At 41.0% G+C, this 25,621-nt stretch carries 25 protein-coding genes; 18 read left to right on the top strand and 7 right to left on the bottom strand.

Features of this window, described 5'->3' with window-relative positions; translation table 11 throughout:
• Window positions 1–2: 2 nt before the first annotated feature.
• Both WBM49_RS02245 and panB read right to left on the bottom strand, forming a co-directional pair.
• Window positions 3–704 (bottom strand): RluA family pseudouridine synthase, encoded by a 702-nt coding sequence (locus WBM49_RS02245; protein WP_424370455.1) that lies wholly within the window; start codon window positions 702–704, stop codon window positions 3–5.
• Between the two features lie 77 nt (window positions 705–781).
• Window positions 782–1,600, bottom strand: a complete 819-nt coding sequence (gene panB, locus WBM49_RS02240; RefSeq protein WP_424370438.1) for a 3-methyl-2-oxobutanoate hydroxymethyltransferase — start codon at window positions 1,598–1,600, stop codon at window positions 782–784.
• A gap of 117 nt (window positions 1,601–1,717) precedes the next feature.
• Here panB and WBM49_RS02235 point away from each other — a divergent pair, with 117 nt between their 5' ends.
• The 3 genes from WBM49_RS02235 to WBM49_RS02225 all read left to right on the top strand — a co-directional run bounded on the left by WBM49_RS02235 (window position 1,718) and on the right by WBM49_RS02225 (window position 5,321).
• The gene (locus WBM49_RS02235) at window positions 1,718–2,173 is read left to right on the top strand and encodes a nuclear transport factor 2 family protein (protein ID WP_424370437.1); all 456 of its coding nucleotides are present in this window, start codon (window positions 1,718–1,720) and stop codon (window positions 2,171–2,173) included.
• A gap of 201 nt (window positions 2,174–2,374) precedes the next feature.
• Complete coding sequence (gene dnaK / locus WBM49_RS02230) at window positions 2,375–4,279, top strand: molecular chaperone DnaK (protein ID WP_424370436.1); 1,905 nt, start codon at window positions 2,375–2,377, stop codon at window positions 4,277–4,279.
• Window positions 4,280–4,382: 103 nt separating this feature from the next.
• Window positions 4,383–5,321, top strand: coding sequence for a hypothetical protein (locus WBM49_RS02225; RefSeq protein WP_424370435.1), 939 nt, complete (start codon window positions 4,383–4,385; stop codon window positions 5,319–5,321).
• Between the two features lie 33 nt (window positions 5,322–5,354).
• Here WBM49_RS02225 and WBM49_RS02220 read toward each other — a convergent pair whose 3' ends face one another.
• The 3 genes from WBM49_RS02220 to WBM49_RS02210 form a co-directional block, all read right to left on the bottom strand.
• On the bottom strand, window positions 5,355–6,062 hold the full coding sequence (locus tag WBM49_RS02220) for a hypothetical protein (protein ID WP_424370434.1): 708 nt from the start codon (window positions 6,060–6,062) through the stop codon (window positions 5,355–5,357).
• A 141-nt stretch (window positions 6,063–6,203) separates the two neighbouring features.
• Window positions 6,204–6,782: a GNAT family N-acetyltransferase gene (locus WBM49_RS02215; RefSeq protein WP_424370433.1), complete on the bottom strand. Its 579-nt coding sequence runs from the start codon at window positions 6,780–6,782 to the stop codon at window positions 6,204–6,206.
• Complete coding sequence (locus tag WBM49_RS02210) at window positions 6,779–7,420, bottom strand: alpha/beta hydrolase (RefSeq protein WP_424370432.1); 642 nt, start codon at window positions 7,418–7,420, stop codon at window positions 6,779–6,781. Before WBM49_RS02210 ends, WBM49_RS02215 begins: the two co-directional genes overlap by 4 nt.
• Before the next feature lie 60 nt (window positions 7,421–7,480).
• On the opposite strand from WBM49_RS02210, the gene WBM49_RS02205 reads away from it, so the two are divergent.
• The 10 genes from WBM49_RS02205 to WBM49_RS02160 all read left to right on the top strand — a co-directional run bounded on the left by WBM49_RS02205 (window position 7,481) and on the right by WBM49_RS02160 (window position 17,836).
• The gene (locus WBM49_RS02205) at window positions 7,481–7,903 is read left to right on the top strand and encodes a PaaI family thioesterase (protein WP_424370431.1); all 423 of its coding nucleotides are present in this window, start codon (window positions 7,481–7,483) and stop codon (window positions 7,901–7,903) included.
• Window positions 7,884–8,951 carry an isochorismate synthase gene (locus WBM49_RS02200; protein WP_424370430.1) on the top strand — a complete coding sequence of 356 codons (1,068 nt, stop codon included), beginning with the start codon at window positions 7,884–7,886 and terminating at the stop codon, window positions 8,949–8,951. The genes WBM49_RS02205 and WBM49_RS02200 overlap by 20 nt, the downstream gene beginning before the upstream one ends.
• 54 nt (window positions 8,952–9,005) lie before the next feature.
• Window positions 9,006–10,769: a 2-succinyl-5-enolpyruvyl-6-hydroxy-3-cyclohexene-1-carboxylic-acid synthase gene (gene menD / locus WBM49_RS02195; RefSeq protein WP_424370429.1), complete on the top strand. Its 1,764-nt coding sequence runs from the start codon at window positions 9,006–9,008 to the stop codon at window positions 10,767–10,769.
• Window positions 10,770–10,797: 28 nt separating this feature from the next.
• On the top strand, window positions 10,798–11,142 hold the full coding sequence (locus WBM49_RS02190; protein WP_424370428.1) for a DUF2853 family protein: 345 nt from the start codon (window positions 10,798–10,800) through the stop codon (window positions 11,140–11,142).
• A gap of 68 nt (window positions 11,143–11,210) precedes the next feature.
• The gene (locus WBM49_RS02185; protein ID WP_424370427.1) at window positions 11,211–12,041 is read left to right on the top strand and encodes a CvfB family protein; all 831 of its coding nucleotides are present in this window, start codon (window positions 11,211–11,213) and stop codon (window positions 12,039–12,041) included.
• A gap of 144 nt (window positions 12,042–12,185) precedes the next feature.
• A complete protein-coding gene (locus WBM49_RS02180; protein ID WP_424370426.1) occupies window positions 12,186–12,785 on the top strand; it encodes an SPOR domain-containing protein in 600 nt (199 codons plus the stop codon).
• A gap of 5 nt (window positions 12,786–12,790) precedes the next feature.
• Window positions 12,791–13,693 (top strand): 1,4-dihydroxy-2-naphthoate octaprenyltransferase, encoded by a 903-nt coding sequence (gene menA / locus WBM49_RS02175; protein ID WP_424370425.1) that lies wholly within the window; start codon window positions 12,791–12,793, stop codon window positions 13,691–13,693.
• Between the two features lie 37 nt (window positions 13,694–13,730).
• Window positions 13,731–14,486 carry a LytR/AlgR family response regulator transcription factor gene (locus WBM49_RS02170; RefSeq protein ID WP_424370424.1) on the top strand — a complete coding sequence of 252 codons (756 nt, stop codon included), beginning with the start codon at window positions 13,731–13,733 and terminating at the stop codon, window positions 14,484–14,486.
• Window positions 14,487–15,170: 684 nt separating this feature from the next.
• Window positions 15,171–17,132, top strand: a complete 1,962-nt coding sequence (locus WBM49_RS02165) for a sensor histidine kinase (protein ID WP_424370423.1) — start codon at window positions 15,171–15,173, stop codon at window positions 17,130–17,132.
• A 23-nt stretch (window positions 17,133–17,155) separates the two neighbouring features.
• Entirely contained in the window at window positions 17,156–17,836 is a 681-nt protein-coding gene (locus WBM49_RS02160; RefSeq protein WP_424370422.1) for a metal-dependent hydrolase, read from the top strand.
• On the opposite strand, the gene WBM49_RS02155 is transcribed toward WBM49_RS02160, so the two are convergent.
• Complete coding sequence (locus WBM49_RS02155) at window positions 17,837–18,631, bottom strand: SDR family oxidoreductase (protein ID WP_424370421.1); 795 nt, start codon at window positions 18,629–18,631, stop codon at window positions 17,837–17,839. It abuts the gene before it with no gap.
• A 47-nt stretch (window positions 18,632–18,678) separates the two neighbouring features.
• Between WBM49_RS02155 and WBM49_RS02150 the strand changes: the two genes are divergently transcribed.
• Genes WBM49_RS02150 through WBM49_RS02140 form a run of 3 tightly spaced genes read left to right on the top strand, consistent with a single transcriptional unit; the run spans window position 18,679 to window position 21,768 of the window.
• A complete protein-coding gene (locus WBM49_RS02150; RefSeq protein WP_424370420.1) occupies window positions 18,679–19,731 on the top strand; it encodes an o-succinylbenzoate synthase in 1,053 nt (350 codons plus the stop codon).
• Window positions 19,722–20,675 carry a lysostaphin resistance A-like protein gene (locus WBM49_RS02145; protein ID WP_424370419.1) on the top strand — a complete coding sequence of 318 codons (954 nt, stop codon included), beginning with the start codon at window positions 19,722–19,724 and terminating at the stop codon, window positions 20,673–20,675. Before WBM49_RS02150 ends, WBM49_RS02145 begins: the two co-directional genes overlap by 10 nt.
• Window positions 20,668–21,768 (top strand): AMP-binding protein, encoded by a 1,101-nt coding sequence (locus WBM49_RS02140; RefSeq protein WP_424370418.1) that lies wholly within the window; start codon window positions 20,668–20,670, stop codon window positions 21,766–21,768. The genes WBM49_RS02145 and WBM49_RS02140 overlap by 8 nt, the downstream gene beginning before the upstream one ends.
• Here WBM49_RS02140 and WBM49_RS02135 read toward each other — a convergent pair.
• On the bottom strand, window positions 21,756–22,505 hold the full coding sequence (locus tag WBM49_RS02135) for a DUF4886 domain-containing protein (protein WP_424370417.1): 750 nt from the start codon (window positions 22,503–22,505) through the stop codon (window positions 21,756–21,758). The two genes, WBM49_RS02140 and WBM49_RS02135, sit on opposite strands and share 13 nt — an antisense overlap.
• A gap of 117 nt (window positions 22,506–22,622) precedes the next feature.
• Here WBM49_RS02135 and WBM49_RS02130 point away from each other — a divergent pair, with 117 nt between their 5' ends.
• Together WBM49_RS02130 and WBM49_RS02125 are read left to right on the top strand one after the other, a co-directional pair.
• On the top strand, window positions 22,623–23,969 hold the full coding sequence (locus tag WBM49_RS02130; RefSeq protein ID WP_424370416.1) for a M24 family metallopeptidase: 1,347 nt from the start codon (window positions 22,623–22,625) through the stop codon (window positions 23,967–23,969).
• A 4-nt stretch (window positions 23,970–23,973) separates the two neighbouring features.
• The coding region (locus tag WBM49_RS02125) for a TonB-dependent receptor plug domain-containing protein (RefSeq protein ID WP_424370415.1) at window positions 23,974–25,621 on the top strand (1,648 nt) is incomplete at its 3' end.

Below are 25,621 nucleotides of genomic sequence, written 5' to 3'. Positions count from 1 at the left end.
TTTTATAGCAAACAAACATCCCAAAGCGCGTCTGTGGGAGGATCGGCCACAAAAGAAATCATTTCCTTTTTAACGGGATGTTCAAACCGTAGGCTTCTGGCATGAAGGTGGATGCCACCATCGGGATTACTTCGGTCGAAACCGTATTTTAGGTCGCCTTTAATTGGGCAGTTAAGTGCCGCCAGCTGGGCTCTTATCTGATGGTGTCTGCCGGTTTTTAGTAAGATCTTCAAAAGAAAATAATTGTCTAATTTTTTGATGACCTCATACTCCAATTCTGCGCGCTTACTATCGGGTATTTCCTTGGGGTATGCATACGATTTATTCTGTTTTGGATTTCGTCTTAGCCAGTGTACAAGGGTGTCTTTTTCCTTTTTTGGGATATTCTTTACCAGGGCCCAATAGATTTTTTCTGCGGCTTTGTCTGCAAAGATCTTATTTAATCTGCTGAGCGCCTTTGAAGTTTTGGCAAAGACAACGATGCCGCTGGTGGGCCTGTCTATCCTATGCGCAACACCTAAATAAACTTGCCCGGGTTTATTGTATTTTACTTTAATATATTCCTTTATGTGCTCACTTAGGGGCAGATCTCCGGTCTTATCGCCTTGTACAATATCACCCACCCGTTTGTTGACGGCTATTAGGTGATTGTCTTCATAAAGGATCTGAAGATTCTGGGCATTGGAAGTAATTTTATCCGGTATCAATAGTATGTTGTTGGCGTCATAATAATGAAAGGAAGTTTTAAGGCTATATCGCGCCTTTTGGGAAGCCTTTATTTTTAATACTGTTCCTCCTCACTTGGGAAGTCCTTACTTTTCACATCCTGGACGTACTGTGATATTGCCTCGCTCATTTCGTCGTAAAGATTCATATACCGTCTTAAGAAACGCGGATTAAATTCATGGGTCATTCCAAGGAGATCATGGATCACAAGTACCTGTCCATCGGCATGTTTCCCACCGCCTATCCCAATGGTGGGTATGGAGATACTCTCTGAAACCTTTTTTGTCAGGGCCGCAGGGATCTTTTCTAAGACTATGGAAAAGCAACCTATTTTTTCGAGCATGCGGGCATCTGCCATTAATTTCTCTGCTTCGTCGGTATCTTTAGCTCGTACGCTATAGGTCCCAAACTTATAGATAGATTGTGGTGTAAGACCTAAATGTCCCATCACGGGGATGCCGGCGTTGAGGATCCTTTTGACGGATTCCTTTATTTCTTCCCCACCCTCCAGCTTAACGGCATGGGCACCACTTTCTTTCATGATGCGGATGGCAGAGCGCAGTGCTTCTTTGGGATCACTTTGGTAACTTCCAAAAGGAAGATCTACCACCACAAGTGCCCTGTGAACAGCCCGGATCACCGATGAGGCGTGATAGATCATCTGATCCAGGGTAATAGGCAGGGTGGTTTCATGTCCGGCCATTACATTGCTGGCAGAATCGCCCACCAGGATGACATCCACATTGGCAGCATCTACAATTTTAGCCATCGAATAATCATAGGCCGTTAACATGGAGATTTTTTCTCCCTGCTTTTTCATTTCTACGAGCGACTTTACCGTTACTCTTTTATATTCCTTCTTTGCAATAGACATAGTGATACATTAGCAGGCTAAATGTAAGGAGATTTGGTTAATTCGGGATTAAGCAGCCTCCCAGTTTTACAAAAATCCTTACTTTAGGAAGATTTCTCTTGTTAAATAACTGTCTGTATGCGACTTATATCTTTGTTATTATTTTCATTTTTGATCACGGTAACTTCTGCTCAGGAAACTGAAGAATTAAAAGTTGAGAACGCCATTAAAACCTTCTTTCAGGGATTTCACAGACAAGATTCAACCGCAATCAGAGCTGCGGCAAACGGTGCCATCCGTATGCAAACCATTGGGAAGAATAAACAGGGAGAAGATAGTGTCAGGACAGTTTTATTTGATGATTTTATACGCTCCATAGTTAAGATCCCGGATTCTGTTCATTTCGAAGAACGAATTTTGTCTTATAATATTCAGGTAGACGGAAGTATGGCCCATGCCTGGACACCTTATGAATTTTGGTTCAATGAAAAATTTAGTCATTGCGGGGTGAATTCTTTTCAACTTTTTAAAGAAGGCGATACATGGAAGATTCTTTCTATTATGGACACGCGCAGAAAGGAAGGATGCTATTAATTGTCTGATTAGACCTACAAGGTTCTATGATGAGTTAGTTCCCATCCCTGTACTTCAATAATTTTCATTCCGTCCAATCCCTTTGATTGTCTGCAATATATCAATGCAGGTGACATCCTGTCAGTTTTCTGTAGTTGGCATTATGTTTGACCATTCATTACCGATTTGAAGTAAGATACTACTAATATTAAATAAGATAAAATGAGCAAAATTATTGGAATAGATTTGGGGACAACAAACTCATGTGTTTCCGTTATGGAGGGTAATGAACCTGTTGTGATTCCAAACGCCGAAGGAAAACGCACCACACCATCTGTGATTGCTTTTGTAGAAGGTGGCGAGATAAAAGTGGGAGACCCGGCTAAAAGACAGGCTGTAACAAACCCACATAAGACCATATATTCCATTAAACGTTTTATGGGGAATAAATACTCTGAATCTAAGAAAGAGGCAGAGCGAGTTCCTTATAAAGTGGTTAAAGGAGATAACGATACTCCAAGGGTAGATATAGACGGTAGATTATACACTCCTCAGGAATTATCTGCCATGATCCTTCAGAAAATGAAGAAAACAGCGGAGGATTACTTAGGGCAAACCGTTACCAGAGCAGTGATCACCGTACCTGCCTATTTTAATGATGCACAAAGACAAGCCACTAAGGAAGCAGGAGAAATTGCCGGACTTAAAGTGGAACGGATCATTAATGAACCTACAGCTGCTTCGTTGGCTTATGGTTTGGATAAAAAACACAAGGACCAGAAAATTGTGGTGTTCGACTTTGGAGGTGGAACGCACGATGTATCTATCCTGGAATTAGGAGATGGTGTATTTGAGGTGCTTTCAACAGATGGGGATACCCACCTGGGAGGAGATGATGTGGATCAGAAGATCATTGACTGGTTGGCAGATGAATTCAACAAGGAAGAAGGCATAGACCTTAGAAAAGACGCCATGGCTTTGCAACGTTTACGCGAGGCAGCAGAGAAAGCCAAGATAGAATTGTCTAGCTCAACACAGACAGAGATCAACTTGCCTTATGTAACTGCCACTGCATCCGGACCTAAGCACTTGGTGCGCACACTGGCACGGGCCAAATTTGAGCAATTGATCGCAGACCTGGTTAAAAGGACCATAGAGCCATGCCAGACAGCATTAAAAGCAGCAGGCCTATCAAAAAGTGATATCGATGAGATCATTTTAGTAGGTGGTTCAACAAGAATTCCAGCCGTACAGGAAGCTGTTGAAAAATTCTTTGGAAAAAAACCATCTAAAGGAGTAAACCCGGATGAGGTTGTAGCTGTTGGAGCTGCTATCCAGGGGGGAGTACTTACAGGGGACGTAAAAGATGTACTGTTATTGGATGTAACACCTTTGTCCTTAGGAATTGAGACCATGGGTAGTGTTATGACCAAATTGATAGACGCCAATACTACTATCCCTACTAAAAAGTCACAAGTGTTCTCAACCGCCGCAGATAATCAGCCATCTGTTGAGATCCACGTGCTTCAGGGGGAAAGACCTATGGCAGCGGATAACAAAACGATAGGAAGATTTCACCTGGATGGAATTCCACCATCACCCAGAGGAACTCCTCAAATTGAGGTAACCTTTGATATCGACGCTAACGGGATCATCAAAGTCTCTGCCACCGATAAAGCCACGAACAAGACACAAGATATCCGTATTGAGGCGTCATCGGGGCTTACGGAAGAAGAGATCAAGAAAATGAAGGCAGAAGCTGAAGCAAATGCCGAGGCCGATAAAAAAGCCAAGGAATCAGCGGATAAGCTGAATGAAGCAGATGGTATGATCTTTCAGACAGAAAAACAATTAAAGGAATTTGGTGATAAATTGTCTGATGACAAGAAAAAACCGATCGAAAGTGCCCTGGAAGAGTTAAAAAAGGCATATGAAAGTAAAGATATTGCCGTCATCACTCCGGCCTTGGAGAAGATCAACGAGGCATGGAAAGTAGCTTCAGAAGAAATGTACAAGGCGCAGGCTGCTTCTCAGGAAGGACCATCGGCTAACGGTGAAGCTCCTACAGAAGACTCAGCTAAAGAAGGAGATAATGTAGAAGATGTTGATTTTGAGGAAGTAAAATAGTACTTTTGATTATTCGATTAAAAAGGGGCAGTAACTACTGCCCCTTTTTTTTTCGGCATGTATTTTGTTTTTCAATGTGGAAAGAAGCTGTAATTTTACGCCTATGAAGTATCCTTTTCTTAAGATCCTGAAATTAGAACTGGTCCTTACAGTACTTCTGCTGTTAGCGGGCAGTATTGGTTATGGGCAGCTGCCAAAGGTATTTACAAAAGCCGATTTTGACCTTAGAGGAAAAGTAAAGTCGTGTTTAGTGATTACGGATTATGGCAAAGAAGACTTTGAATTCAATAAAGAAGGCTTACTTACCAAGGTTACCACTCTGTACAGTGATACGGATTATGACATTAGCTATTACAAATATGTAAAAGGTCACTTAAAGGAGAAGCGCGTAGAGAACTACAGGGAGGATAACCTGGACAAGCAAACCTCTATCGCCAATATTTATACGATCGATTCGGTTCAGAACAAGATCACAAAAGAGCTCGTATATTCCTATCAGAACGAATTTTTGGAACAAAACGAATATTTCTATGATACTGCCGGATCATTGACCCTCATTAAAAGAAAGAATAATGAAGGTATCGATGAGATACAGATTTCCCTGGACAGCATTGATGGTGAAAAAACCCAAACAACAATGACCAATGGGATCATAGAAAAAACAATCCGCTGGTCCGTACAGGCTAAAAAGAAGGATAGACTATACAATATTCTTGAAAAGGATTATGTAAACGGGGAGCCTTACAAAGCCACTGAGATGTTCCAGGATTCGCTGGGTAAAACATATCATGAAATTCTTTACTCCTACGATATAACAAAATCCTCCTTTGTAAAATCGAAAGAGTTTTTTTATGAATACGATGAGAACGGTTTTATATCCAAACAAAAGACGCTGGCAAATAATCAGGGGACCAAACAGGAATATATCTACCAATTTGACGCCCATCTTCCCCCTAACTGGATCAAACAGATCATCACGCCGGCCAATAGTTACACCACTAGAAGAATAGTCTATTACGAAGAAGAATTGCCCAAGGAATAGGGGAGTTCCCGCTAGGTAAGTTTACAAAATCGTTTATTTATCTTTTGAGCATTCAATCAAAGCGAAGAGGGCTTTGTTATGAATAGCTACTACTTGCGAACGATAGTATGCCTTGGTTTTGTCAAGACTTTCCGCTTGCAGTTCTTCTTCCGTGCGAGATTTACGATCTTTCAGAATGTGTAAAGCCTTGTCGCATTGAAAAAGTGTGGCTAGTTCCCGTATAGCATTTTCCAGATCTGCGATCTCCATTTCGGCTAATCGTTTAAAATTCAATTGCTCCTCCAAAATATGCTCCTTGGCTATTTGGTCTTCCAGACTCTGCATCTCTTTCGCTTCTGGTTCTAAAGATTCATTTGAGCCCGTGTCAAATTCCTGTGGATCATCCAGGGAACACATATCCAGACTTTCAAGTAATTGATGGGCATTCTCAACGGCCTTTTTGGTGTAAAACCGACCCATATCCCATTTTGTCTGACTCAAAGAGGCCTCCAGGTTTTTAATTCCTTCTAATGCAGGGTTCATGGATGCCTGGCATCCGCAGCTTTCAATTTGGGCTTTTGCCTTTTCAAAAGCAATCAATGCACGCTCGGCATAATATTGCTGATGTTCAAAATTATTAGCGCTCATGGATTTTTTTGCATGGGACAGGCTGTATCCTGCCGTAGAATAGGCATTGGTACAGTTAGCTTGTGCAATTAAAGCGAAAAGGAAGCACGCAAACAGGGATAGATAATTTTTCATGGGTAGGTTTAATACAGTTTGAGATCTTAAAATGTATAATTCTTGATGGGATGCTACAACGCCGAAGGAGATGGCTATATTGTTCTTAAAGTGCTATTTGTTAAAGAATTAGATGAAAGGATAAGATATGGGATAATGTGCTTACTTTCCTTTGGTTAATTTGGCTTTGTTCTCTTTCCACTCTTCGGGCAAAATGCCATAACAACAGGTATTTCTTTTATATCCATTCAGGAGATAAACATTTTTACGCAAAATACCTTCTAAAATGCCTCCAAGCTTTTCAACTGCTTTTCTGGATTGCAGGTTTCGTTCGTCAATTCGGAATTCAACTTTTTCAAATTGAAGAGCTTCAAAGGCAAAATCGATCATAAGGATTTTAATCTGGGTATTTACACCGGTACCGTGAAATTCGCGTCCCAACCATGTGCAACCAATATGTAATACCTTGTTCTTCCAGTCTATATTCATAAAACGGGTGCAACCAACGGCACATTTGTGGACTTTGCTGTATATCAAAAAGGGGATAGACGCTCTTAGATCTCTTTGTTCCAGGGCCAAAGCCACATAATCTTTAAAGGCATCCTCAGATTCAATATCAGACGGAGAGTACTGTATCAACTTAGGCTGTAGCGCAATGGGGATCAATTGCAGGGAATTCTCTAACGAAAGTGGCATAAGCTTTACATAAGCATTCTCCAGGGCTATATCCTCTAGATTCATGGCAGCTTGTTGATTATATCTTTCTTGATCTCGTGACCCCCCTCAAAGAGTTGAATTTGCTCTCGTCCTTGAAAAAGAAGCTCCATTTTTTTTCGTTCCTGTGCTATACGCTCTTCAGTTAGATATACATCGGTATTGCCCATGATTATCTTAACCTGGCACTGGTCATCAAGATGACTCAATTGTTCCCTTTTCAGTTCATTAGGAATTCCTCCGGCATAGAGTAATAAATGATGACATTTTATTTGTCTGTGTGCCACCCAACGCATAGCAACGGATACTCCCTGTGAAAATCCAAATACTACCAGACGGCACTGCTCTGGCACTGCTTCGTTGGCCATAACGCCATCCAGGTAAGACAGTAGGTTGGTAGTCTCAGAAGCGGTGTTTTCTTTTGTCAGCCAGCTGGCACCTACGTGTTTGTATTCTCCGTTCAAATAGTATTTTGAAGGCGCCTGTGGGGCAATAATATAATGTTTCTCCGGATCCAGACCCTCAAAGTATTTTAGAAAATATCGGCTTAAAAAACCAATACCGTGGAATACCACCCAGACGTGAGAGGTTTTAGGAGAAAGTTTATTTAGGGTTGTATAAGTGTTCTCTGTTAGATAGGATATGTTTTTTTCTTCCGTCGCCATTTTACAAGTTGGGATCTGTTTAGTTGCTAATGAATGCTTAATTTTGCCAAAAATAAGTAAATGGATAACTACAAAGAGAAAATCTTAAAGGTCTGTAATGAGATTCGCAAAAATACTTTAATGGAGACCCTGGATATAGAATATGTAGATGTGGGGGAGAATTACCTCATCGCAAAGATGCCGGTTACTCCCAAAGTACATCAACCGGATGGCGTGTTACATGGAGGTGCCACCGTTGCGCTGGCTGAAAGTGTTGGGAGTGCCGCTTCATACGTATTTTTAGATGGGCAATCCTTTTTTGTTCGGGGGATAGAGATTGCAGCCAATCATGTTCGCAGTATTAGAGAAGGCTTTGTATTTGCCCGGGCAACTATCATCCATAAAGGAAGGACCACCCAACTATGGGAGATCAGGATCACAGATGAAGAAGATCGGCTAATTTCGCTTTGTAAACTCACCACCATTGCCTTACCCAAAAAGTAATTCCTTTAAGCACTTAATAGAGGAAGCAGCTATTCATTTTAAGAATAAACTGCCGGGAGTACTTTTTAAAAATCCCGGTGAAAATAGTGTTCAGGCAGTTTTTCAACATGACGCCCGCATCCATGAGGTCACCAATTTCACAGAAAGGGGCTTTGTCTTCGGACCTTTCTTAAAAGATTCCCTACCCATTCTGATAAGGCCCGACAGTGAGGTATCGGCCGTATTTAAGGCTGCTGAAAATAAAATCGATCCCAAGGAAATTGCCGTAAAGGAATTGTCTTCTGAGGAAAATCGATACAAAAAGCTTGTTGAAAAGGCCATTGAACAGATAAAGTTGGGAACTTTAAAAAAAGTGGTCCTTTCCAGGAAACTCGAAGTGACCACGACATCCACTCCCTTAGAGATTTTTCAAAGAATGTTGCAAAGGTATCCCCAAGCGTTTTGTTATTATTGGTTTCATCCAAAAGTGGGCACCTGGGTTGGAGCAACCCCTGAAATTCTATGGAGCCAAAGAGGGAAAGAATTTGCTACTGTTGCCCTGGCTGGGACGCTCCAAAAATCTCAGTTTCCTACCCCTGGTTGGGGAGCAAAGGAAAAAGAAGAGCAGCGGTTGGTAACATCTTACATTAAAACTGCTCTTTCAGCTCATGTTGAAAAGATGCAGATCTCTGATGTTGAAACTATAGATACCGGTAATTTATACCATTTAAAAACTACTATAAGCGGCCAATATGACCCTGGAAATACCAAGACCTTACTTCATTCCTTACATCCTACACCTGCTGTTTGTGGCATGCCTTTGGAGGCAGCACGTTTATTTCTGTTAGCACATGAAAACTATTCCAGAGGATATTACACCGGGTATCTGGGAGAGCTAAATATGGGTACGGAAACGTACACCCGTTTGTTTGTGAACCTCAGATGTATGGAACTTAAGGAGCAGAAAGCGATCATTTATGTGGGCGGCGGAATTACTGAAGACTCACATCCAGACCGGGAATGGGAAGAAACAGTGGCTAAAAGTAAAACCATGCTCCAGGTCGTATAGAATTATGGGATAAGATTGGGAAAGCAATATGCTGCATCGTATTTTTGCAGGCCTATGAAACACCCGAGTATACCTTCTGCCCAACTCTTAGTTCAGTATTGCAAGGCTGTAGAGATATCACAGATCGTGATTTCTCCGGGCTCAAGGAATGCACCGCTGATCATTGGTTTTACAGAAGATCCTTATTTTGATTGTTACAGCATCGTTGATGAACGATGTGCTGCTTTTTTTGCCGCCGGAATGGCACAGCAATTAAAACATCCGGTAGTGGTTCTATGTACCTCCGGGAGCGCCTTGCTCAATTATTATCCTGCGGTCGCAGAAGCTTTTTACAGCGGCCATCCACTTGTAATTATCTCTGCAGACAGACCTCCCTACAGAATAGATATCGGAGACGGACAGACGATACGTCAAGACCATGTTTTTGAAAGGCATATCGGGTATTCGGCTAACTTACAGCAAGATGTTACCCATGCAACAGGAACCGTTAAAACCTATGATGCTTCCAGGATCCCGGAAGACGTTTCTCTTAAAGAAATGCAACGGAAGATCAATGAATTCAACCAGGAACAACTATCCATGGCCCTTAGAACAGCTTTTGAAAAGCGCCTTCCTGTTCATATTAATGTGCCTTTTGAGGAGCCCCTTTACAACACCCAGGACCACAGTGATGTACAACAAGAAATTAATATTCGCATAGCGCCCAAGCACAAGAAAGTAGAAGATGTCTCGGTGTTTACCGGGAAATGGAACACAGCCAAGAGAAAGATGATCTTGGTAGGGGTATTACCTCCAAATGAAATGGATATGCGATGGCTGGATGCATTGGCCGGAGATCCTTCGGTGCTTATTTTTACAGAAACCACTTCCAATCTCCATCATCCCAATATTCTGCCAAGCATAGATAGCATCATAGCACCCATAGAAGAATCAGAAGATAAAGAAGAATCATTTAAGGCGCTACAACCAGACATTCTACTGACCTTTGGGGGATTGGTGGTCTCTAAAAAGATCAAAGCTTTCTTACGCAGATACAAACCCGCAGAACACTGGCATGTTCATGAACAAAGGGCCAATGACACTTTCTTTTGTCTCTCTCATCATTTTAAAAGCAAGCTTAACACCTTCCTGGAACAATTTATCCCGGACATAAACATCGTTCCCAGTGCATATAGGGACCAATGGTTGGGTATCCGAGATCATTATACCCGGCGTAGAAAGGCATATGTAGATATCATCCCATTTTCGGACATGTGGGTTTTTGATAAACTTATGGAGCAACTTCCTAAAAGTGCTATGATACAACTTGCCAATAGTTCAACGGTACGTTACGCACAGCTTTTTAATATGCATAATGGCTTAGAGGTATATTGCAACAGGGGTACCAGTGGAATTGATGGTAGTACCTCTACAGCTGTAGGGGCTTCATTGCATAAGAAAACCCCCACAGTATTGATCACAGGGGATCTTAGTTTTTTCTATGACAGTAATGGATTGTGGAATCAATATCTGCGTTCGGATTTCAGGATCATACTCATTAACAATGGGGGAGGAGGTATTTTTAGGATATTACCCGGAAAAGAAGATTCTAAGAATTTCAGGACGTTTTTTGAGACTGCTCATGAGTTGAATGCCAAACCCCTATGCGAGATGTACGCTATAGAATATCAATTAGTATCCGATAAAACTGAATTATTAAAAGTCCTGGAACACTTTTACGAAGCTTCAGACAGACCTAAACTTCTGGAGATCAAAACGCCGGCTGAGGTGAACGATCAAATTTTGCTTGCTTACTTTGATTTTATATCTTCAAACTAAGTAATATTCTAACATTGAACGAATACGTATGGCTAATAAACGAGATGAATTAATTGTAAAATACGCCGCACACCTAAAAGACAGATTTGGCGTTGAGCCAGACATGTCCTTGTTAAAAAAGGTCGCAATAGGTTTGGGTCCTTCTATTTATAACAGGGATTCTGCCAATGTTTCTGGTACCGATGAAAAAGAGCTGGCTACCGTAAAGAATAATTTCCTAATAAAGAAACTAGGTTTGTCTGAAGATCTGCGTTTGGACGGGGCCATCCAAGAAATAATGACTACCTACGGCGTTTCTGAGCGTACCAAATACCGCGCGGTGATCTACTACCTGCTCACTAAAAAATTTGGCAGGGAAGAAGTGTATAAATAAATAACTGTAATCTCAGAGGTCAGCGTCCGAACCAAAAGACCACAACATCTGAGTTGCTTCCATAAATTATGATAGAATTAGGCAATTACAATAAACTCACCATACTTAGAAGCACCAGCGTTGGTCTTTTTCTTGGCGATAAGGATGTGGACGACCTTCTGCTTCCCAATAAATATGTTCCTGATACTTTTGAGATTGGAGATGAGATAAACGTCTTCTGCTATCTGGATCATGAAGAAAGACCCATCGCAACTACGCTGCAGCCCTTTGTAAAACGAAATGAATTTGGCTTTTTAAGAGTGGCCGAGGTAAATGAAATTGGAGCCTTTTTGGACTGGGGTCTGGAAAAGCATTTGCTGGTGCCTTATGGGGAACAAAGAACTAAATTGGTAGAGGGCAATTGGCAGGTGATCTATTGTTATCTTGATGAACTCTCCTTCCGACTGGTGGGTTCGAGCAAACTTTCAAAATTCCTGAATAACGAGGAGCTGCATCTGACCGTCAATGAGGAAGTAGATCTGCTGGTTTACAGACATTCCGAGCTAGGCTGGGATGTAGTGGTCAATGGTCGCTGCAGGGGACTCATCTTTCACAGTGACATCTTTCAACCTATTGCAGAAGGCGACCAGTTAAAAGGGTATGTGAAGCAAATACGACCAGACAAAAAACTGGATATTACACTTCAGCCTCTAGGGGCAAAGGCCTTAGAGCCTGCGGCCCAATTGATCTACCAAAAGTTACTGGAAGAAGGTGGCCATCTAAAACTACATGACAAGTCGAGTCCTGAAGAAATAAAGAACTGGTTTGCCATGAGTAAAAAAACCTTTAAAAAAGCCATAGGTACCTTGTATAAAGAGCACAAGATAACCATCAAGGAAGACGGTATTCACAAGGTCTGAGGTAGCCAATAAAAATCTTGGAGAGTTGGCTTTTTGCTCATCTTTAAATAGGGAGTGAATTTAATTCTCTAAATACTGTGTTTTATTTTTTTGATTGTTAGCTTTTTAGTTATATTTAGATCCCACTTTTTAAAAAACGTTTATATGCCATTTATTGAAGAAAGTGACTTGCTGGAACTGCACAAAGACATTGATAAAGCTCAGATCATAAATGAGCGATTATTAGATCAAATAAAATACAAGAACAAAGAATTAAAGCGCAAGAAAATACAGCGTAATATTTTTGCGGGTATTACAGCACTCTTCCTGATAGCCTCTCTCGCCATTACTTCATTTACGGCAGGTGTATTTACAAATAAGCAAAATTTGGAAGCCAATAGCCTAAATGTTCCTGTTGATAGTATGCAGGTAGTTTTAACTAGAATAGACAATTTAAAGAAGCAAAATAGGGAATTGAGCCTGGTGAATGAATTCTACCTGGCTAAAAATTTTCTTGAAAAGGAAACCATATACTCCGTACAGATAAAATCCTTTGTGGAGAACAACCTTACCCTTTCATCACAGTCTTTAAACAATACTTTATTTGTAAAGACCAATCCTTTTTATTCTTACTCCCTGGGGAATTTTGAAACCCTGGAGGAAGCCCAGAAATTCAGAAAGCAATTAGTGAGTATGGGATTTGAAGATGCCTTTGTTGCCTCTTACAAAGAGGGCAAACGTCTGAAGATAGAACCTGCCAATTAATATTATTGAAAACAAAAGCCTGGCTTAATGCGGTTCGTTTACGGACCCTGCCTTTGTCTGTTTCCGGAATTCTGATAGGAAGCGGTCTTGCGGCTATGTATGGGGCAACGGACTGGACCATTTTTTTTCTGGCCCTGCTCTCTACGCTTGGATTACAGATCATTTCAAATCTTGCCAATGATTATGGCGATGGCATTAAAGGCACCGATAATGATGAACGCATCGGTCCAAAACGCGCCTATCAAAGTGGAGAACTCTCCAGTACAGAACTTAAAACAGGTATTCTGATAGCCGTAGTACTTACTTTGCTTTGTATAGGAATACTTTTGTACCAGGCATTTAATGGGCTACCCGAATTTTTTCTGCTGTTTACTGTCTTCGGAGCACTCGCCGTATGGTCGGCCATACGCTATACGGTAGGAAAGTCTGCCTATGGGTACAAAGGTTTGGGAGATCTGTTTGTTTTTGCATTCTTTGGGCTCTTAAGTGTGTTGGGGTCTATGTTCCTGTTTACCAAATATCTGACGTTAGCCGCAGTACTTCCGGCAATTGCGATAGGCCTTTTAAGTACGGCCGTATTAAATCTTAATAATTTGAGGGACCACAATTCTGATGTACAGGCCGGAAAGTTCACCCTGGTAGTAAAATTAGGGATGCGCCGGGCCAGACAATATCATTATCTGTTAGTGGTTGGTGCCTTCCTCTGTATGATTTTCTTTATTGCGCTTAATGCATCCCAATGGTATCAGACTTTGTGCCTGCTTGCCTTTGTTCCTTTAGGGCTGCATCTGCGAAAGGTTAGCGGGGTAGTGGAGCCAAAGAAATTTGATCCGGAGCTTAAAATAGTGGCTTTAAGCACCTTTTTTATGGCCCTATTCTTTTATCTTGGGTTTAATATTTTTTTGTAAATTTGAGAACCATAACCTTCGTAAAACCCCATCCATTTTGGAACAAGCCATCAAGATTCTTATAGTTGAAGATAACGTGATCATTGCAGACGACATGCAATCGATGCTCGAAGAAATAGGGTATGAGATCGTGGACAATGTCATAGTCTATGAGCAAGCAGAAGAGGTCCTCAAAAATAACCATGTAGATCTGGTCCTGATAGACATCATATTGGCATCAGACAAAACAGGGATCGACCTTGGAAAACATATCCGCGAAAAATATAATATCCCATTCATCTTTGTCACCTCCAACTCAGACAGGGCAACGGTAGAAAACGCCAAAACTGTTAAGCCTAATGGATATCTGGTTAAACCTTTTGAACAACAAGATCTTTATACTTCGATAGAAATTGCCTTGTCCAATTTTGATTATTCTGAAAAGTCTTCTGGCGATGGCTCATCACCCGCCAGGGAAGAACAACTTGTCTCCAATTCTGTTTTGAAAGACTCGATCTTCGTAAAGAAACAACATCTGTATTATCGGATTCAATTTGAGGACATTCAATTCATTAAGGCAGATAATGTTTATCTGGAAGTAAATACGGTAGACAAAAAATTTCTGGTAAGATCTCCTCTGAAAGATTATTTAGAGAAGTTGCCAAAGCACAAATTCTACAGGGCCCATAAGTCGTACATTGTGAATGTGGACCATATCGATGCGATCAACTCTAAAGATATCATGATCAATAATACCCTGATCCCTATATCCAAGGAGTTCAAGGAGTTCATCATTTCTGCGATGAATTCATAAACGCTTCACGGCTAGGATACAATTGTTCCGAAAGATCGGGTTTAACACCGCTCACAACAGCTTCATTAACTTTTACAACATTCATTTGAGATTGTAACTTCTTGAGGGTACTTTGGTATTCAACAATAGAAGTTAATTTTTTTCATTTTCATATAGTGTTCTCGTTAAAAGGGCCTTTTCTGTAAAGTTGAGGTCCTTTTTTTATGTCTGCCAGACAGCAATGAGACACAAGATCTCCAACATCCATAAAATCCTGAAATAATCGACGAAATACATTTCATATACAGCTAGTGGGGTTTTCACAACAGAAAAGAGGCCATTCACAACAATTCTCAAAAACCTGTTCCCCTTCCATGTATTTTTGAGGCGTTCCCAGGAACATCCCAAATCTTACCATTTTTAAAACCTTATTAAAAGACTATGCAGCAATGTATGGTCTTTTTTATGTTTTGAGGGCAGGTAGCATAAATTGCAAGCTTTACCTGCTTTCATTTTTTTAATAGAAAAAGAGTGAACTCAGATGGCAATAACAACGGAGTTCTAAATAACCACACAAACCCTTCGGTTTACAACAATTATTTAGCAAGACCGTTAATTTATGGTAAGTTTGAGAGGTATTTTTAAAAGAGTTTTTTTCTCGAATAAATTTTGATAAACACATTATTACAAGGTACTAGGCATGTTATGGCAAAAAGGCTTGGCACGATTCTATGTTATATTTTCTCCCTAACCGTAGGATTGGGGATCGCGCAGGAAATAGAACCTCTTGAGGCCGATGCCCTTATCCAATTCCAAAATCAATCTACTGTTGAGGATAGGTTTACCTATTTCTTCGCCACCGTAAACCGCTACAATAGTCATTCTGCCTATGACTGGTTAGACACAGTAGATCGCTTTACTAAAAATTCTGAAAAAGCAAAGGATTCTCTCGCTATTAAAAAATACCAGCTCATACAATCACAGATCTTTTTTGATATTGGCGATTACGAAAAGAGTGTTTCCCTCTCTACTAAGTTATACAGCAATAAGCATAAGCTAGATCTGAACTTCAAAGAAAAACTACTCGATCTTCTCGATGCTAACTATTCCCGCCTCCAATTATATGACAAACAGGTAGAGATAAGAAAACAAAAAAGAGAACTGGGATTAACGAATAATATCTCTTTCTATGACATCTATTCCAGTTTAGGCCTGCACAGACAGGCTATGAGGGATTATATCATGGAAAATCAAAAAACGGTGGCAGACAATGATTTCTATGGGTTGGCGCAATACCACAATTCGATTGGAAATTATCTTCTCTTAGACAAATCAACCTCTACAGCCCTTACAAATTTCTCCAAGGCCAAAGGGTACATAGAGGTCTTTCAAAATGACATGAGTTCGGTTAAAACAGAAAGCGAGATCATTCAGGGTAACCTCCTCAAAGGCATCATTGATGGGAACATTGGGAAATGCTACGTGCAAATGAATCAGTTCGACAAGGCTATACCTTATCTGGAAACGAGCATTTCCACTATTGAGGAAAATAATATTGGAAGATCTTCTTCAGAAGCTAATGAAAATGTGTTGGCTTTGGCCGAAAGTCATTTGAGGATGGACAGGTTAAAAGTTGCCAAAGACTACCTGGACATCGATTTAGAACTAACCAAGGCCAGCCAGATCGTTAAAAAGAATAAATTATACGCTGCCTACTATGATCGTATGGGCGATTTTAAAAATCAAGCCTTATACCTTCAAAAGAATGTTCGTATTCAGGACTCACTGGAAGTAAATGAATCGTCCATAAAAAGACAACAAATAGCCGCAATCATTGCACAGGAAAATCTGGAGGATTCGCGCAGGATGAACAATCAGATGAAATTAGAAATGGCGCAGAACAGAAGTGAGATGGAAGCTATGGATGAACGTACCAATCTGGTATTCATTTCGCTAATTTTCACTTTATTGGGATTTGCCGGATTGGTATTCGCCTATTTAAAAAGTATTAAGAACCAACGTCTTATTGCAGAACAAAAACATATTATTGAAAATTCTCTTATTGAAAAGGATTCCCTCTTAAAAGAGATCCATCATAGGGTAAAGAACAATCTTCAAATGGTTTCCAGTTTGTTGAGTCTGCAGACAAAGAATACACGCAGTAAAGCTGCTATTGAAGCCTTGGAAGAAGGAAAGAGCAGGGTGAAGGCCATGGCTCTGATCCATCAAAAATTATATCAGAATGACGACCTGTCTGTGATAGAGATGCAAGGGTATATAGAAAGCCTGGTAAACAGTGTGCAATCTGTCTTTAAAAAAGGCGGACATAGTATAAATATTACGATTGATGCAGAAGGGGTGGAACTAGATATAGACAGGGCCATTCCCTTTGGACTTATCCTTAATGAACTGGTCTCTAATTCATTTAAATATGCTTTTCCGGAAGACAAAGAAGATGGGAGGATCTATATTCATCTTCGTAAGAACGGGGATCAGGGCTTTTTTGAATACACCGATAATGGGATTGGACTACAGGAAGATTCTGAGGAAAGGGCCAGTTCTTCAATGGGAATTAGACTCATGAACAGACTGGTAAATCAGTTGCAATCCACTTTAAATATCGACAAATCTACAGAAGGGGTGCGTTTTTGGTTCAATTTTAAATAAATTAGGACCAAAAACAAACACTCATGAAGATCACTTTTCTTGGTCATGCGTCTCTTTTGGTAGAATTGAAAGATCACACCATCCTGGTTGATCCTTTTATTACGGGCAATCCCATGGTGCCAGACACCCTTTCCATCAAACAATTAAAGCCAGATTACATATTGCTTACTCATGCGCATCAGGATCATGTGCTGGATGTTGAGGAAATCGCCAAACACTCCAACCCCAAGATCATCAGTAATTACGAAATCGCCACTTATTTTGAAAAGAAAGGACTACGGGTGCATCCCATGAACCACGGGGGTAGTTGGTCCTTTTCTTTTGGGATGGTAAAATATGTTCAGGCCGTACACACCTCCTCTTTTGCAGATGGTTCTTATGGTGGTCAGCCGGGGGGATTCATTCTTAGCGCAGAGGGAAAGACCGTCTATATTGCAGGAGATACCGCCCTGACGATAGACATGAAACTGATCCCTATGCAATTTAGTTTAGACCTTGCTGTGCTGCCCATAGGAGATAATTTCACTATGGGTATTGAAGATGCTGTACTGGCGGCCGGCTTTGTGGAATGTTCCAAAATTCTCGGTTATCATTATGACACTTTTGGCTATATTGAAATAGACCATAAAAAGGCCAAGGAGACCTTCCAAAAAGCTGGGAAGGAATTAAACCTGCTTGCGATAGGAGAATCTATGAACATCTAATTAGACGACCTCACTCCTCAACACCAGATAGTGTAACCATTTGGGAAAGAATCGCTTTACGTAGACCCCGAAAACCTCCTTGCCACCAATATAGACTTCGAACTTTTTACGTGCTACCGCATGCATCATTTTCTTTGCGAAGACAGCTGGCTCCATTCCTTTGGATGTGGCATGATCATTGGCACTTTGAGGACTACCGTCTGCCGTAAGTGCATTAACCGCCACATTGGTTTTTATAAATCCCGGACATATCAGGGTAACCTGAATGTTGTCTTGTACATGCTCCATTCTCAACACGTCAAAAAATCCGTGTAGCGCATGCTTGGCGCCACAGTAACCCGAACGAAACGGAGACCCAAAACGCCCCATTAAACTTGTGATCGTCACAAAGTGGCCTTTTCGTTGGGTAATAAAATGTGGTAGCAAGGCTTTTGTTAATGCCACCGTCCCCAGGTAGTTGACGTCTATGAGTTTTTTGTAGACCTCAAACTGTGTATCGGCGAGTAAAGAACGCTGACTGACTCCGGCATTATTTATTAAGATATCTATAGTTCCCGTAGCCGCTATGGCCTGGTTTACCAAGGTAGACATCAAATCAAAATTGTCTAGATCCATTGGCAGAAGGTGTACCTTTTCAGGATCTTTACAGCGGGCCTTCACTGCCTTTAGGCGTTCTTCGTTTCTTGCAGAGAGGATCAAGGTATTTCCGCCTGCACTCAATTCATTGGCAAGTGCCTCTCCAATCCCGGAAGAGGCTCCGGTAATCCATATCACCTTCCCGGATATAGTTTTCATGTCACATTTATTAGAGGCAAAATATAACTAAATTTGCATCAATTCTGATGAAAGCTACATACAAAAGACACATACTCACCTTTAAACAACCCGGAGGCACTTCCCGGGGTGTTTTAACTCAAAAGAGCACCTGGTTTTTGATCCTCTTTAATGGTACGCAGGTGGGCATTGGCGAATGTGCAATGTTCCGTGGACTAAGTATGGACGATGTCCCGGACTATGAGACTAAACTGCAATGGGTCTGCGATCATATAGACCAGGGCTTAGAGACCTTGTTGCCCACTTTATCTATGTATCCAAGTATACAATTTGGGCTAGAACAGGCATTCAGATCGTTTGCTGCTGAGGATCCATTTCTCCTTTTTCCTTCAGAATTTACAAAACAAGGAATGCCTATTCCAATCAATGGACTTATCTGGATGGGCGATAAGGAGTATATGGAATCGCAGATCCGCCAGCGAATAGCAGACGGGTTTAGATGTATAAAACTGAAGATCGGGGCGATCGATTTTGAAACAGAATTATCTTTATTAAAAGGAATACGGGAACGTTTTTCACCGGAAGAGATTGAATTAAGGGTGGATGCGAATGGCGCATTTGAAAAAGAAGATGTGTTTTATAAGTTAGAGGAACTGGCCAAGTTGGTCATTCACTCTATTGAACAACCTATAAAACCTGGAAATCTATCTTTAATGAAACAAGTGTGTGATAGTGGGATGCTGGATATTGCGCTCGATGAGGAATTAATTGGAGTGGTAGATGAAACAAAAAGACGTGAATTGCTACAAATGGTAGCCCCGCAATATATAATACTGAAACCAAGTTTAGTTGGCGGGTTTAACGGAAGTCAAGAATGGATTACATTAGCAAATGAAAGGAATATTAAATGGTGGGTAACCAGCGCGCTTGAAAGCAATATAGGATTGAATGCTATAGCACAATGGACCTTTACCTTAAAAAACCCTCTGCCGCAAGGCCTTGGAACAGGAAGTCTCTTTACAAACAATATTGCAAGTCCATTGGAAGTTTCTGGCGGCACGTTATGTTACAATACGTCTAAAAAATGGGAAAATAATTTAATTGAGAATTTATGTATATAGAGCAGGCATACAAAGGTCTTAGCGATAGTTGGCGTTATTTAATAGGAATATTTGGTGTCTTTATAGTTTGGCAGTTTATTGGTGCAATTCCTTTATTGGGTGCTTTAGCTTTAAAAGAAGGAGGAATGTCTGCTATGATGAGTGGGGACATAGGTTTGATGTCTCAGGTTTTAGGATCAAACACATTTTTGTTTTTATTGCTTCTGACATTTGCCATTGGGTTAATAGCGGTTTTTGTCTGCGTAAAATTCTTACATAAACAATCGATAACTTCTTTAACAACGGCAAGAAAAAAAATTGATTGGAAGCGTATTTTCTTTTCATTTTTTATTTGGGGGTCAATTTCGGCAATTTTTATTTTTTTAGACATTTTTCTAACTCCTGAAGACTATGCATTCAATTTTGAACTTATTCCATTTTTGATTCTTTTCATAGTGGCCATTTTAATGATTCCAATACAAACCAGTATGGAGGAATATTTTATAAGAGGCTATATGATGCAAGGGCTGGGTACTGCTACCAAGAATAGGTGGTTTCCTTTACTGTTTACCTCTTTATTATTCGGTTTTATGCACATATTGAATCCAGAGGTGGAGAAATTGGGTTATGGTATTTTAATTTTTTATATAGGCACCGGACTCTTTCTGGGGATCATCACATTAATGGATGAAGGCCTGGAACTTGCCTTGGGTTTTCATGCGGCCAACAATCTTTTTGGTGCCCTCTTAGTGACGGCAGATTGGACAGCCTTTCAAACAAATTCGGTCTACAGGGATATTTCAGATCCAGTGCTAGACTGGGATATTCTGGTACCTGTATTTGTAGTATTCCCAATCTTACTCTTCTTCTTTGGCCGTAAATATGGGTGGAAGGATTGGAGAGAAAGATTAACAGGCAGTGTACCATCCAGAGAGGTATTCTTAGAAAGCAACACAAATGGATAATCCTTCTAATAGTATCCATCCGCATTTTGCCCTGCAAGGGTTTCATTATACGTTGTCCGAATTACAAGATGTGGCTTATAGCCTTATTAAAGAAGGAGATAAGGAAGAACAGCTCATTGGCGACTTTTTGATGGATTGGATCTCTCCGCATGATTCGATCCTTGTTAAGACATCGGGTTCTACCGGCACCCCAAAGAATATTTCTTTATCCAAACAGGCAATGACCAATTCTGCGCTATCTACAGGGAAGTATTTTGGAATAAAGGAAAAAGATACCGCATTGCTTTGCCTTTCAGCAAAACATATTGCGGCAAAGATGATGCTGGTACGGGCCATGATATTGGGATTATCCCTGGATTATACACCCCCTTCATCCTCTCCGCTCAGTGGTTTATTAAAGACCTATGATTTTTGTGCCATGGTCCCGTTGCAATTGGAAAAGTCGCTAAAGGACATTGCTAACATTAAAACACTCATAGTAGGGGGTGCCCCGGTTTCCGGAGAACTAAGGTCAAAACTAAAAAATTTGCCTACCCATATCTTTGAAACCTATGGCATGACTGAAACCTGTTCTCATATCGCTGTGAGGCCACTTAATAATTTCGATCCCAAGGATGCCCAAGGATCCTCAGATTCTTTTTACGCTTTACCTGGGATCAAAGTTGCTCAGGACGACAGGAATTGCCTGCAAATACACGCCCCTTCATTAGGGGTCGATTCCCTTACTACCAATGATGTGGTTACCCTAATTTCTGACAGGGAGTTTAAATGGTTAGGCCGTTGGGACCATGTGATCAACTCCGGAGGGGTTAAACTCTATCCGGAACAGATCGAAAAAAAATTAGGTCCACTAGTAAAAGCCAGTTTTATGGTCACGGGAATTCCGGATAAGGAATTGGGAGAAAAATTGGTGCTGATTGTAGAAGGCAAGGTCAATAAAACATCTTTGAGAACGGGTATCGAAAAGTTGACCGATCTTAAGAAATATGAAAATCCAAAAGAAATTTATGAGGTTGAGAATTTCCTGCGCTCGGAAAATGGCAAATTGCTCAGAAAGGAAATCAATACAATGCTTTTGGCTCAATTAGGATAGTTGTGCATGGTCTCATAGGCCTTTTCTTTCAGATAGGATGCATCTTCTTCCGCCAGTCCGCCATTATAAGGGTTTAGCCTGGGATCTTTTTCATAAATGGCTGCATAGAACATGGCAGAAGCCAGAAAAGTGCCTTCCACACTGGGGTGTATTCCGTCCGGATTATATAAGGCAAGCGTATTTCCAGGATCATTCAGGATCTCTTGAAAAGCCAATCCTACCGGTACAATGGTACCCGAGACCAAGGGTGCTGTAGTCTCATAGGTTGTTTTAATGTCAGCTAACATTGCTGGTTCGGCCTCATAGGCCCAGGTCATAAACAGGAATAAACGGGTGGTTGAATTGGGTATCTTAAAGCGCAATTCCTGCATTCCAACGGTAGCTTCTAAATTATTATTAGCCGCTACAGAGGTGTTTTCCTGGAATACCATAATATCCCATTCCCTTTCCGCCATTTTGGAAAGGGTAGTTGCATCTTGGGCGTGTTGACTCATTGTGGACCCATCCACAGTTATCTTTTCAACAACCGGGTTATAAGGCAGCTCTATTTGGGTAAGAAAGCCTTGAAGATAAAAAGGAATACCATTGTTGTAATTGGTATGGCTGTTGCCAATAAAAAGAACCTGTGCGGGTTGAAAAACCGTTTCAACAGGGTTTTCTCCCTTCGGCGCAGAGGACTGGGAACATCCAAAAGAAACCAACACCACAGCCGTGATGCAGAGAAATATTTTCTTCATACGGAAAGATACAGAATTTTAGATTCAGCTTAAAAAGGTGTAATTTCAAACTATCATTACGGTGTAAACAGCTTTTGTTATTTGCGCCTTATAAATAACACTAAAACAGTTGGTCTAATGAGGTATATACTTTTCTATTGTTTCCTTTTAATAACAAGTATGATGGGTGCACAACACATACTTCCTGAGAAGGAACGTGCGCGGGTTGTGGATGAAATTCTTGCGGAACGCTTTGATGTGCTCTTGCCCCAATTAATGGACAATGCAGGCATGGATATGTGGATCGTCATTTCCAGGGAATACAATGAAGATCCGGTACTAAGGACCATGTTACCTGCTACCTGGCTCAATGCACGCCGCCGTACCATCCTGCTTTTTTACAGGGATAATTCAAAAAACACCATGGAGAAACTGGCCGTTGCCCGTTATAATGTGGGGAAGAATATTGCTTCTGCCTGGAACAAGGAAGAAGAACCAGACCAGTGGAAGCGACTAATGCAACTTATAGAAGAGCGAGATCCGGAAAAAATAGGACTCAATTATTCCATGGATCATAATATTGCGGATGGTTTGGACAAAACAGACTATGACGAATTTATGCGCTACCTGCCTGCGAAATACAAAAAAAGAGTAGGCTCTGCCGAACAATTGGCCGTTCGTTGGATAGAAACTCGCACAGAGCGCGAAATGGTTATATTCAATCAGTTGGTAAGCATTACACATAACATTATAAAAGAAGCATTTTCTGAAGCTGTTATTACGCCCGGAATTACAACAACCTCTGAGGTAGAATGGTGGATGCGTCAGAAAGTTACAGATCTTGGACTGGAGACCTGGTTTCACCCCACGGTAGACATACAAAGGTCTAATGAAGAATTAGTAAGTCATCTTTACTCATTTTCGGGTCGTCCGGAAGACATGGTCATATTGCCGGGAGACCTGCTGCATTGCGATTTTGGGATCAGCTATCTGCGACTCAATACAGATTGTCAGGAATTGGCATATGTGCTCCGCCCGGAGGAAACCCGGCCCCCGGAATTCCTTGTCGAAGCTTTAAAAAAAGGAAATAAAGTTCAGGATTTTCTAACGATGAATATGAAAAAAGGACTGACAGGGAATCAAATTCTTGCTTCGGCCCTTTCTCAATCAAAGGCCGACGGCTTACAACCTGCTATCTACACGCATCCATTGGGACTTTACGGACATTCTGCGGGTACCACCATAGGCATGTGGGATTCCCAGGGAGGGGTCATGAAAGACGACGGAGATAACTACCCCCTAAATCCTAACACCGTTTATGCTATTGAGCTGAATGCCACGGTAAATATTCCCGAATGGAAAAGAGACATTCGGATTATGCTTGAAGAAGCCGGATTTTATGGGCCGGAAGGATTTAGATATGTAAATGGCAGACAAACAGAATTATTGCTTATTCCACGCATTCAAACACATCAGGGAAATTGACATTATGAAGGTTTTTCCATTGCTTATAATTTTTGTCTTTATCAGTGCTGGCATCTTTGGGCAGGACCCGGATGTGAAGAATACTACCATCATTTGGGATGCCTCACTTTCCATGAAAGACAGGGATCTGCAGAAGGATTTTTCCATTTTAGAGAAAATTTTTGTCCGGGTTCCGGATCAGGAAGTACAATTGGTCATATTTAACAGTGTAACCGAAGAAAAGACCTATCAGATCAAAGATGGCAACTGGCAGGCTCTAAGGAAGGATCTTGAAGCTGTGGTATATGATGGGGCCAATGTCTATGAGCTAATCAATAAGGTCTCTAAATATCCGAATATCTATTTATTTACCGATGGAAACAGAGTATATAACAAGGATGCACCCAGTTTACCGGCAAAAAGCTATTTGATCAACAGTTCCCCGAATAGAGATGAAGAATTTCTAAAAAGAACTGCTTTGATCAATCGAAACAGGCTAATGGATTTTGCCGCTATTTTACCCGAGAATATAGGCAGCTTAAAAAAGAAGGAATCAGGGAATGTCATGAATATCAAAGGCAAGGTGTATGTAAATAATGCCCCTGCCCCGGATGTGGTCATTTCGGTGAAGGGGATTTCCAATGCCATTAGGTCGTTGCCCGATGGAAGTTTCAATATTGAGGCACAAGCCGGAGATAGCTTACTGGTGTCTAGTAGAGTGAACAATACGTATAAGGTTGTCCCAATTGAAGGAGAGGAGACCTTGTCTATATTTTTGGAAGCTAATGTGGTCTCGCTAGAGGAAGTCGTATTGGTAGAAAAAAGACAGGAAGCTGCCAAACTGGTTACTACGGCCTATGGGAAGGAGAATGAAGATAAAATTGGCTATGCTGTTCAATCCATAGACGATGAAAGCATAACACCTATTCAGACGGATGTTTCACAAGCAGTATTGAATAAATTCTCTAATGTAAATCTTGGAAATACGGACGATCTCAGCAAAGCAACCATGCGCTCTAATACCTCCATTCTTGGAAATAATTATGGGCTCGTAGTGATAGATGGCGTACCTCAACGACAATCTGATTCTTCACGCGGGGCTACCTCTTCCAGTCAGACAGGATTTGACTATGTAAATCCGGACAACATCGCTTCAATTTCCGTTCTGAAGGGATATGCGGCCACCAATAAATACGGTAGTTTGGGAGCCAATGGGGTTATCCTGATAACAACGAAGTCGGCCACGACTGCCGCACAAACAGGAGCACCAACAGACCTGGCAAGGCTTACGGACAATATCTACTCGGAGTCCAATGAAAACCTTGCAGCCTCTATTTCGGAAATTAGAAAAAAGCTGGAGCGCACGTCATCATTATCGGAAGCCTACAGTTTGTATATAGATATGCGTTCTGCTAATGAGAGTAATATGAATTTTTTTTATGAATGTTATGACTATTTCAAATCCAGGGATAAGGAGAAAGCAGCAAGCATAATTACATCAGTTCTGGAACTATTTCCAAATGACCTGAGTACGTTAAAAGGAGTAGGTCTTGCCCTGTCATCCCTGGGATATTTTGAGGAGGTTATACGTATCAATAACGAGATTTTGGGGTCCAATAAGAACAATGTTCAGGCGTATTTAGATATTGCCCTTGCAACACGCGGCTTACAGA

The sequence above is a fragment of the Muriicola sp. genome (genome assembly GCF_049669965.1).
In the GTDB taxonomy this organism is placed as follows: domain Bacteria; phylum Bacteroidota; class Bacteroidia; order Flavobacteriales; family Flavobacteriaceae; genus Muriicola.
Note: the sequence above shows the minus strand (reverse complement) of the source record. Positions and strands in the feature narration are given on the sequence as shown.

Bases quoted from the DNA above. Each gene is read 5' to 3' on its own strand.
- panB (WP_424370438.1), bottom strand. From the start codon at position 1,600: ATGTCTATTGCAAAGAAGGAATATAAAAGAGTAACGGTAAAGTCGCTC.
- WBM49_RS02235 (WP_424370437.1), top strand. From the start codon at position 1,718: ATGCGACTTATATCTTTGTTATTATTTTCATTTTTGATCACGGTAACT.
- dnaK (WP_424370436.1), top strand. From the start codon at position 2,375: ATGAGCAAAATTATTGGAATAGATTTGGGGACAACAAACTCATGTGTT.
- WBM49_RS02225 (WP_424370435.1), top strand. From the start codon at position 4,383: ATGAAGTATCCTTTTCTTAAGATCCTGAAATTAGAACTGGTCCTTACA.
- WBM49_RS02220 (WP_424370434.1), bottom strand. From the start codon at position 6,062: ATGAAAAATTATCTATCCCTGTTTGCGTGCTTCCTTTTCGCTTTAATT.
- WBM49_RS02215 (WP_424370433.1), bottom strand. From the start codon at position 6,782: ATGAATCTAGAGGATATAGCCCTGGAGAATGCTTATGTAAAGCTTATG.
- WBM49_RS02210 (WP_424370432.1), bottom strand. From the start codon at position 7,420: ATGGCGACGGAAGAAAAAAACATATCCTATCTAACAGAGAACACTTAT.
- WBM49_RS02205 (WP_424370431.1), top strand. From the start codon at position 7,481: ATGGATAACTACAAAGAGAAAATCTTAAAGGTCTGTAATGAGATTCGC.
- menD (WP_424370429.1), top strand. From the start codon at position 9,006: ATGAAACACCCGAGTATACCTTCTGCCCAACTCTTAGTTCAGTATTGC.
- WBM49_RS02190 (WP_424370428.1), top strand. From the start codon at position 10,798: ATGGCTAATAAACGAGATGAATTAATTGTAAAATACGCCGCACACCTA.
- WBM49_RS02185 (WP_424370427.1), top strand. From the start codon at position 11,211: ATGATAGAATTAGGCAATTACAATAAACTCACCATACTTAGAAGCACC.
- WBM49_RS02180 (WP_424370426.1), top strand. From the start codon at position 12,186: ATGCCATTTATTGAAGAAAGTGACTTGCTGGAACTGCACAAAGACATT.
- WBM49_RS02165 (WP_424370423.1), top strand. From the start codon at position 15,171: ATGGCAAAAAGGCTTGGCACGATTCTATGTTATATTTTCTCCCTAACC.
- WBM49_RS02160 (WP_424370422.1), top strand. From the start codon at position 17,156: ATGAAGATCACTTTTCTTGGTCATGCGTCTCTTTTGGTAGAATTGAAA.
- WBM49_RS02155 (WP_424370421.1), bottom strand. From the start codon at position 18,631: ATGAAAACTATATCCGGGAAGGTGATATGGATTACCGGAGCCTCTTCC.
- WBM49_RS02150 (WP_424370420.1), top strand. From the start codon at position 18,679: ATGAAAGCTACATACAAAAGACACATACTCACCTTTAAACAACCCGGA.
- WBM49_RS02145 (WP_424370419.1), top strand. From the start codon at position 19,722: ATGTATATAGAGCAGGCATACAAAGGTCTTAGCGATAGTTGGCGTTAT.
- WBM49_RS02140 (WP_424370418.1), top strand. From the start codon at position 20,668: ATGGATAATCCTTCTAATAGTATCCATCCGCATTTTGCCCTGCAAGGG.
- WBM49_RS02135 (WP_424370417.1), bottom strand. From the start codon at position 22,505: ATGAAGAAAATATTTCTCTGCATCACGGCTGTGGTGTTGGTTTCTTTT.
- WBM49_RS02130 (WP_424370416.1), top strand. From the start codon at position 22,623: ATGAGGTATATACTTTTCTATTGTTTCCTTTTAATAACAAGTATGATG.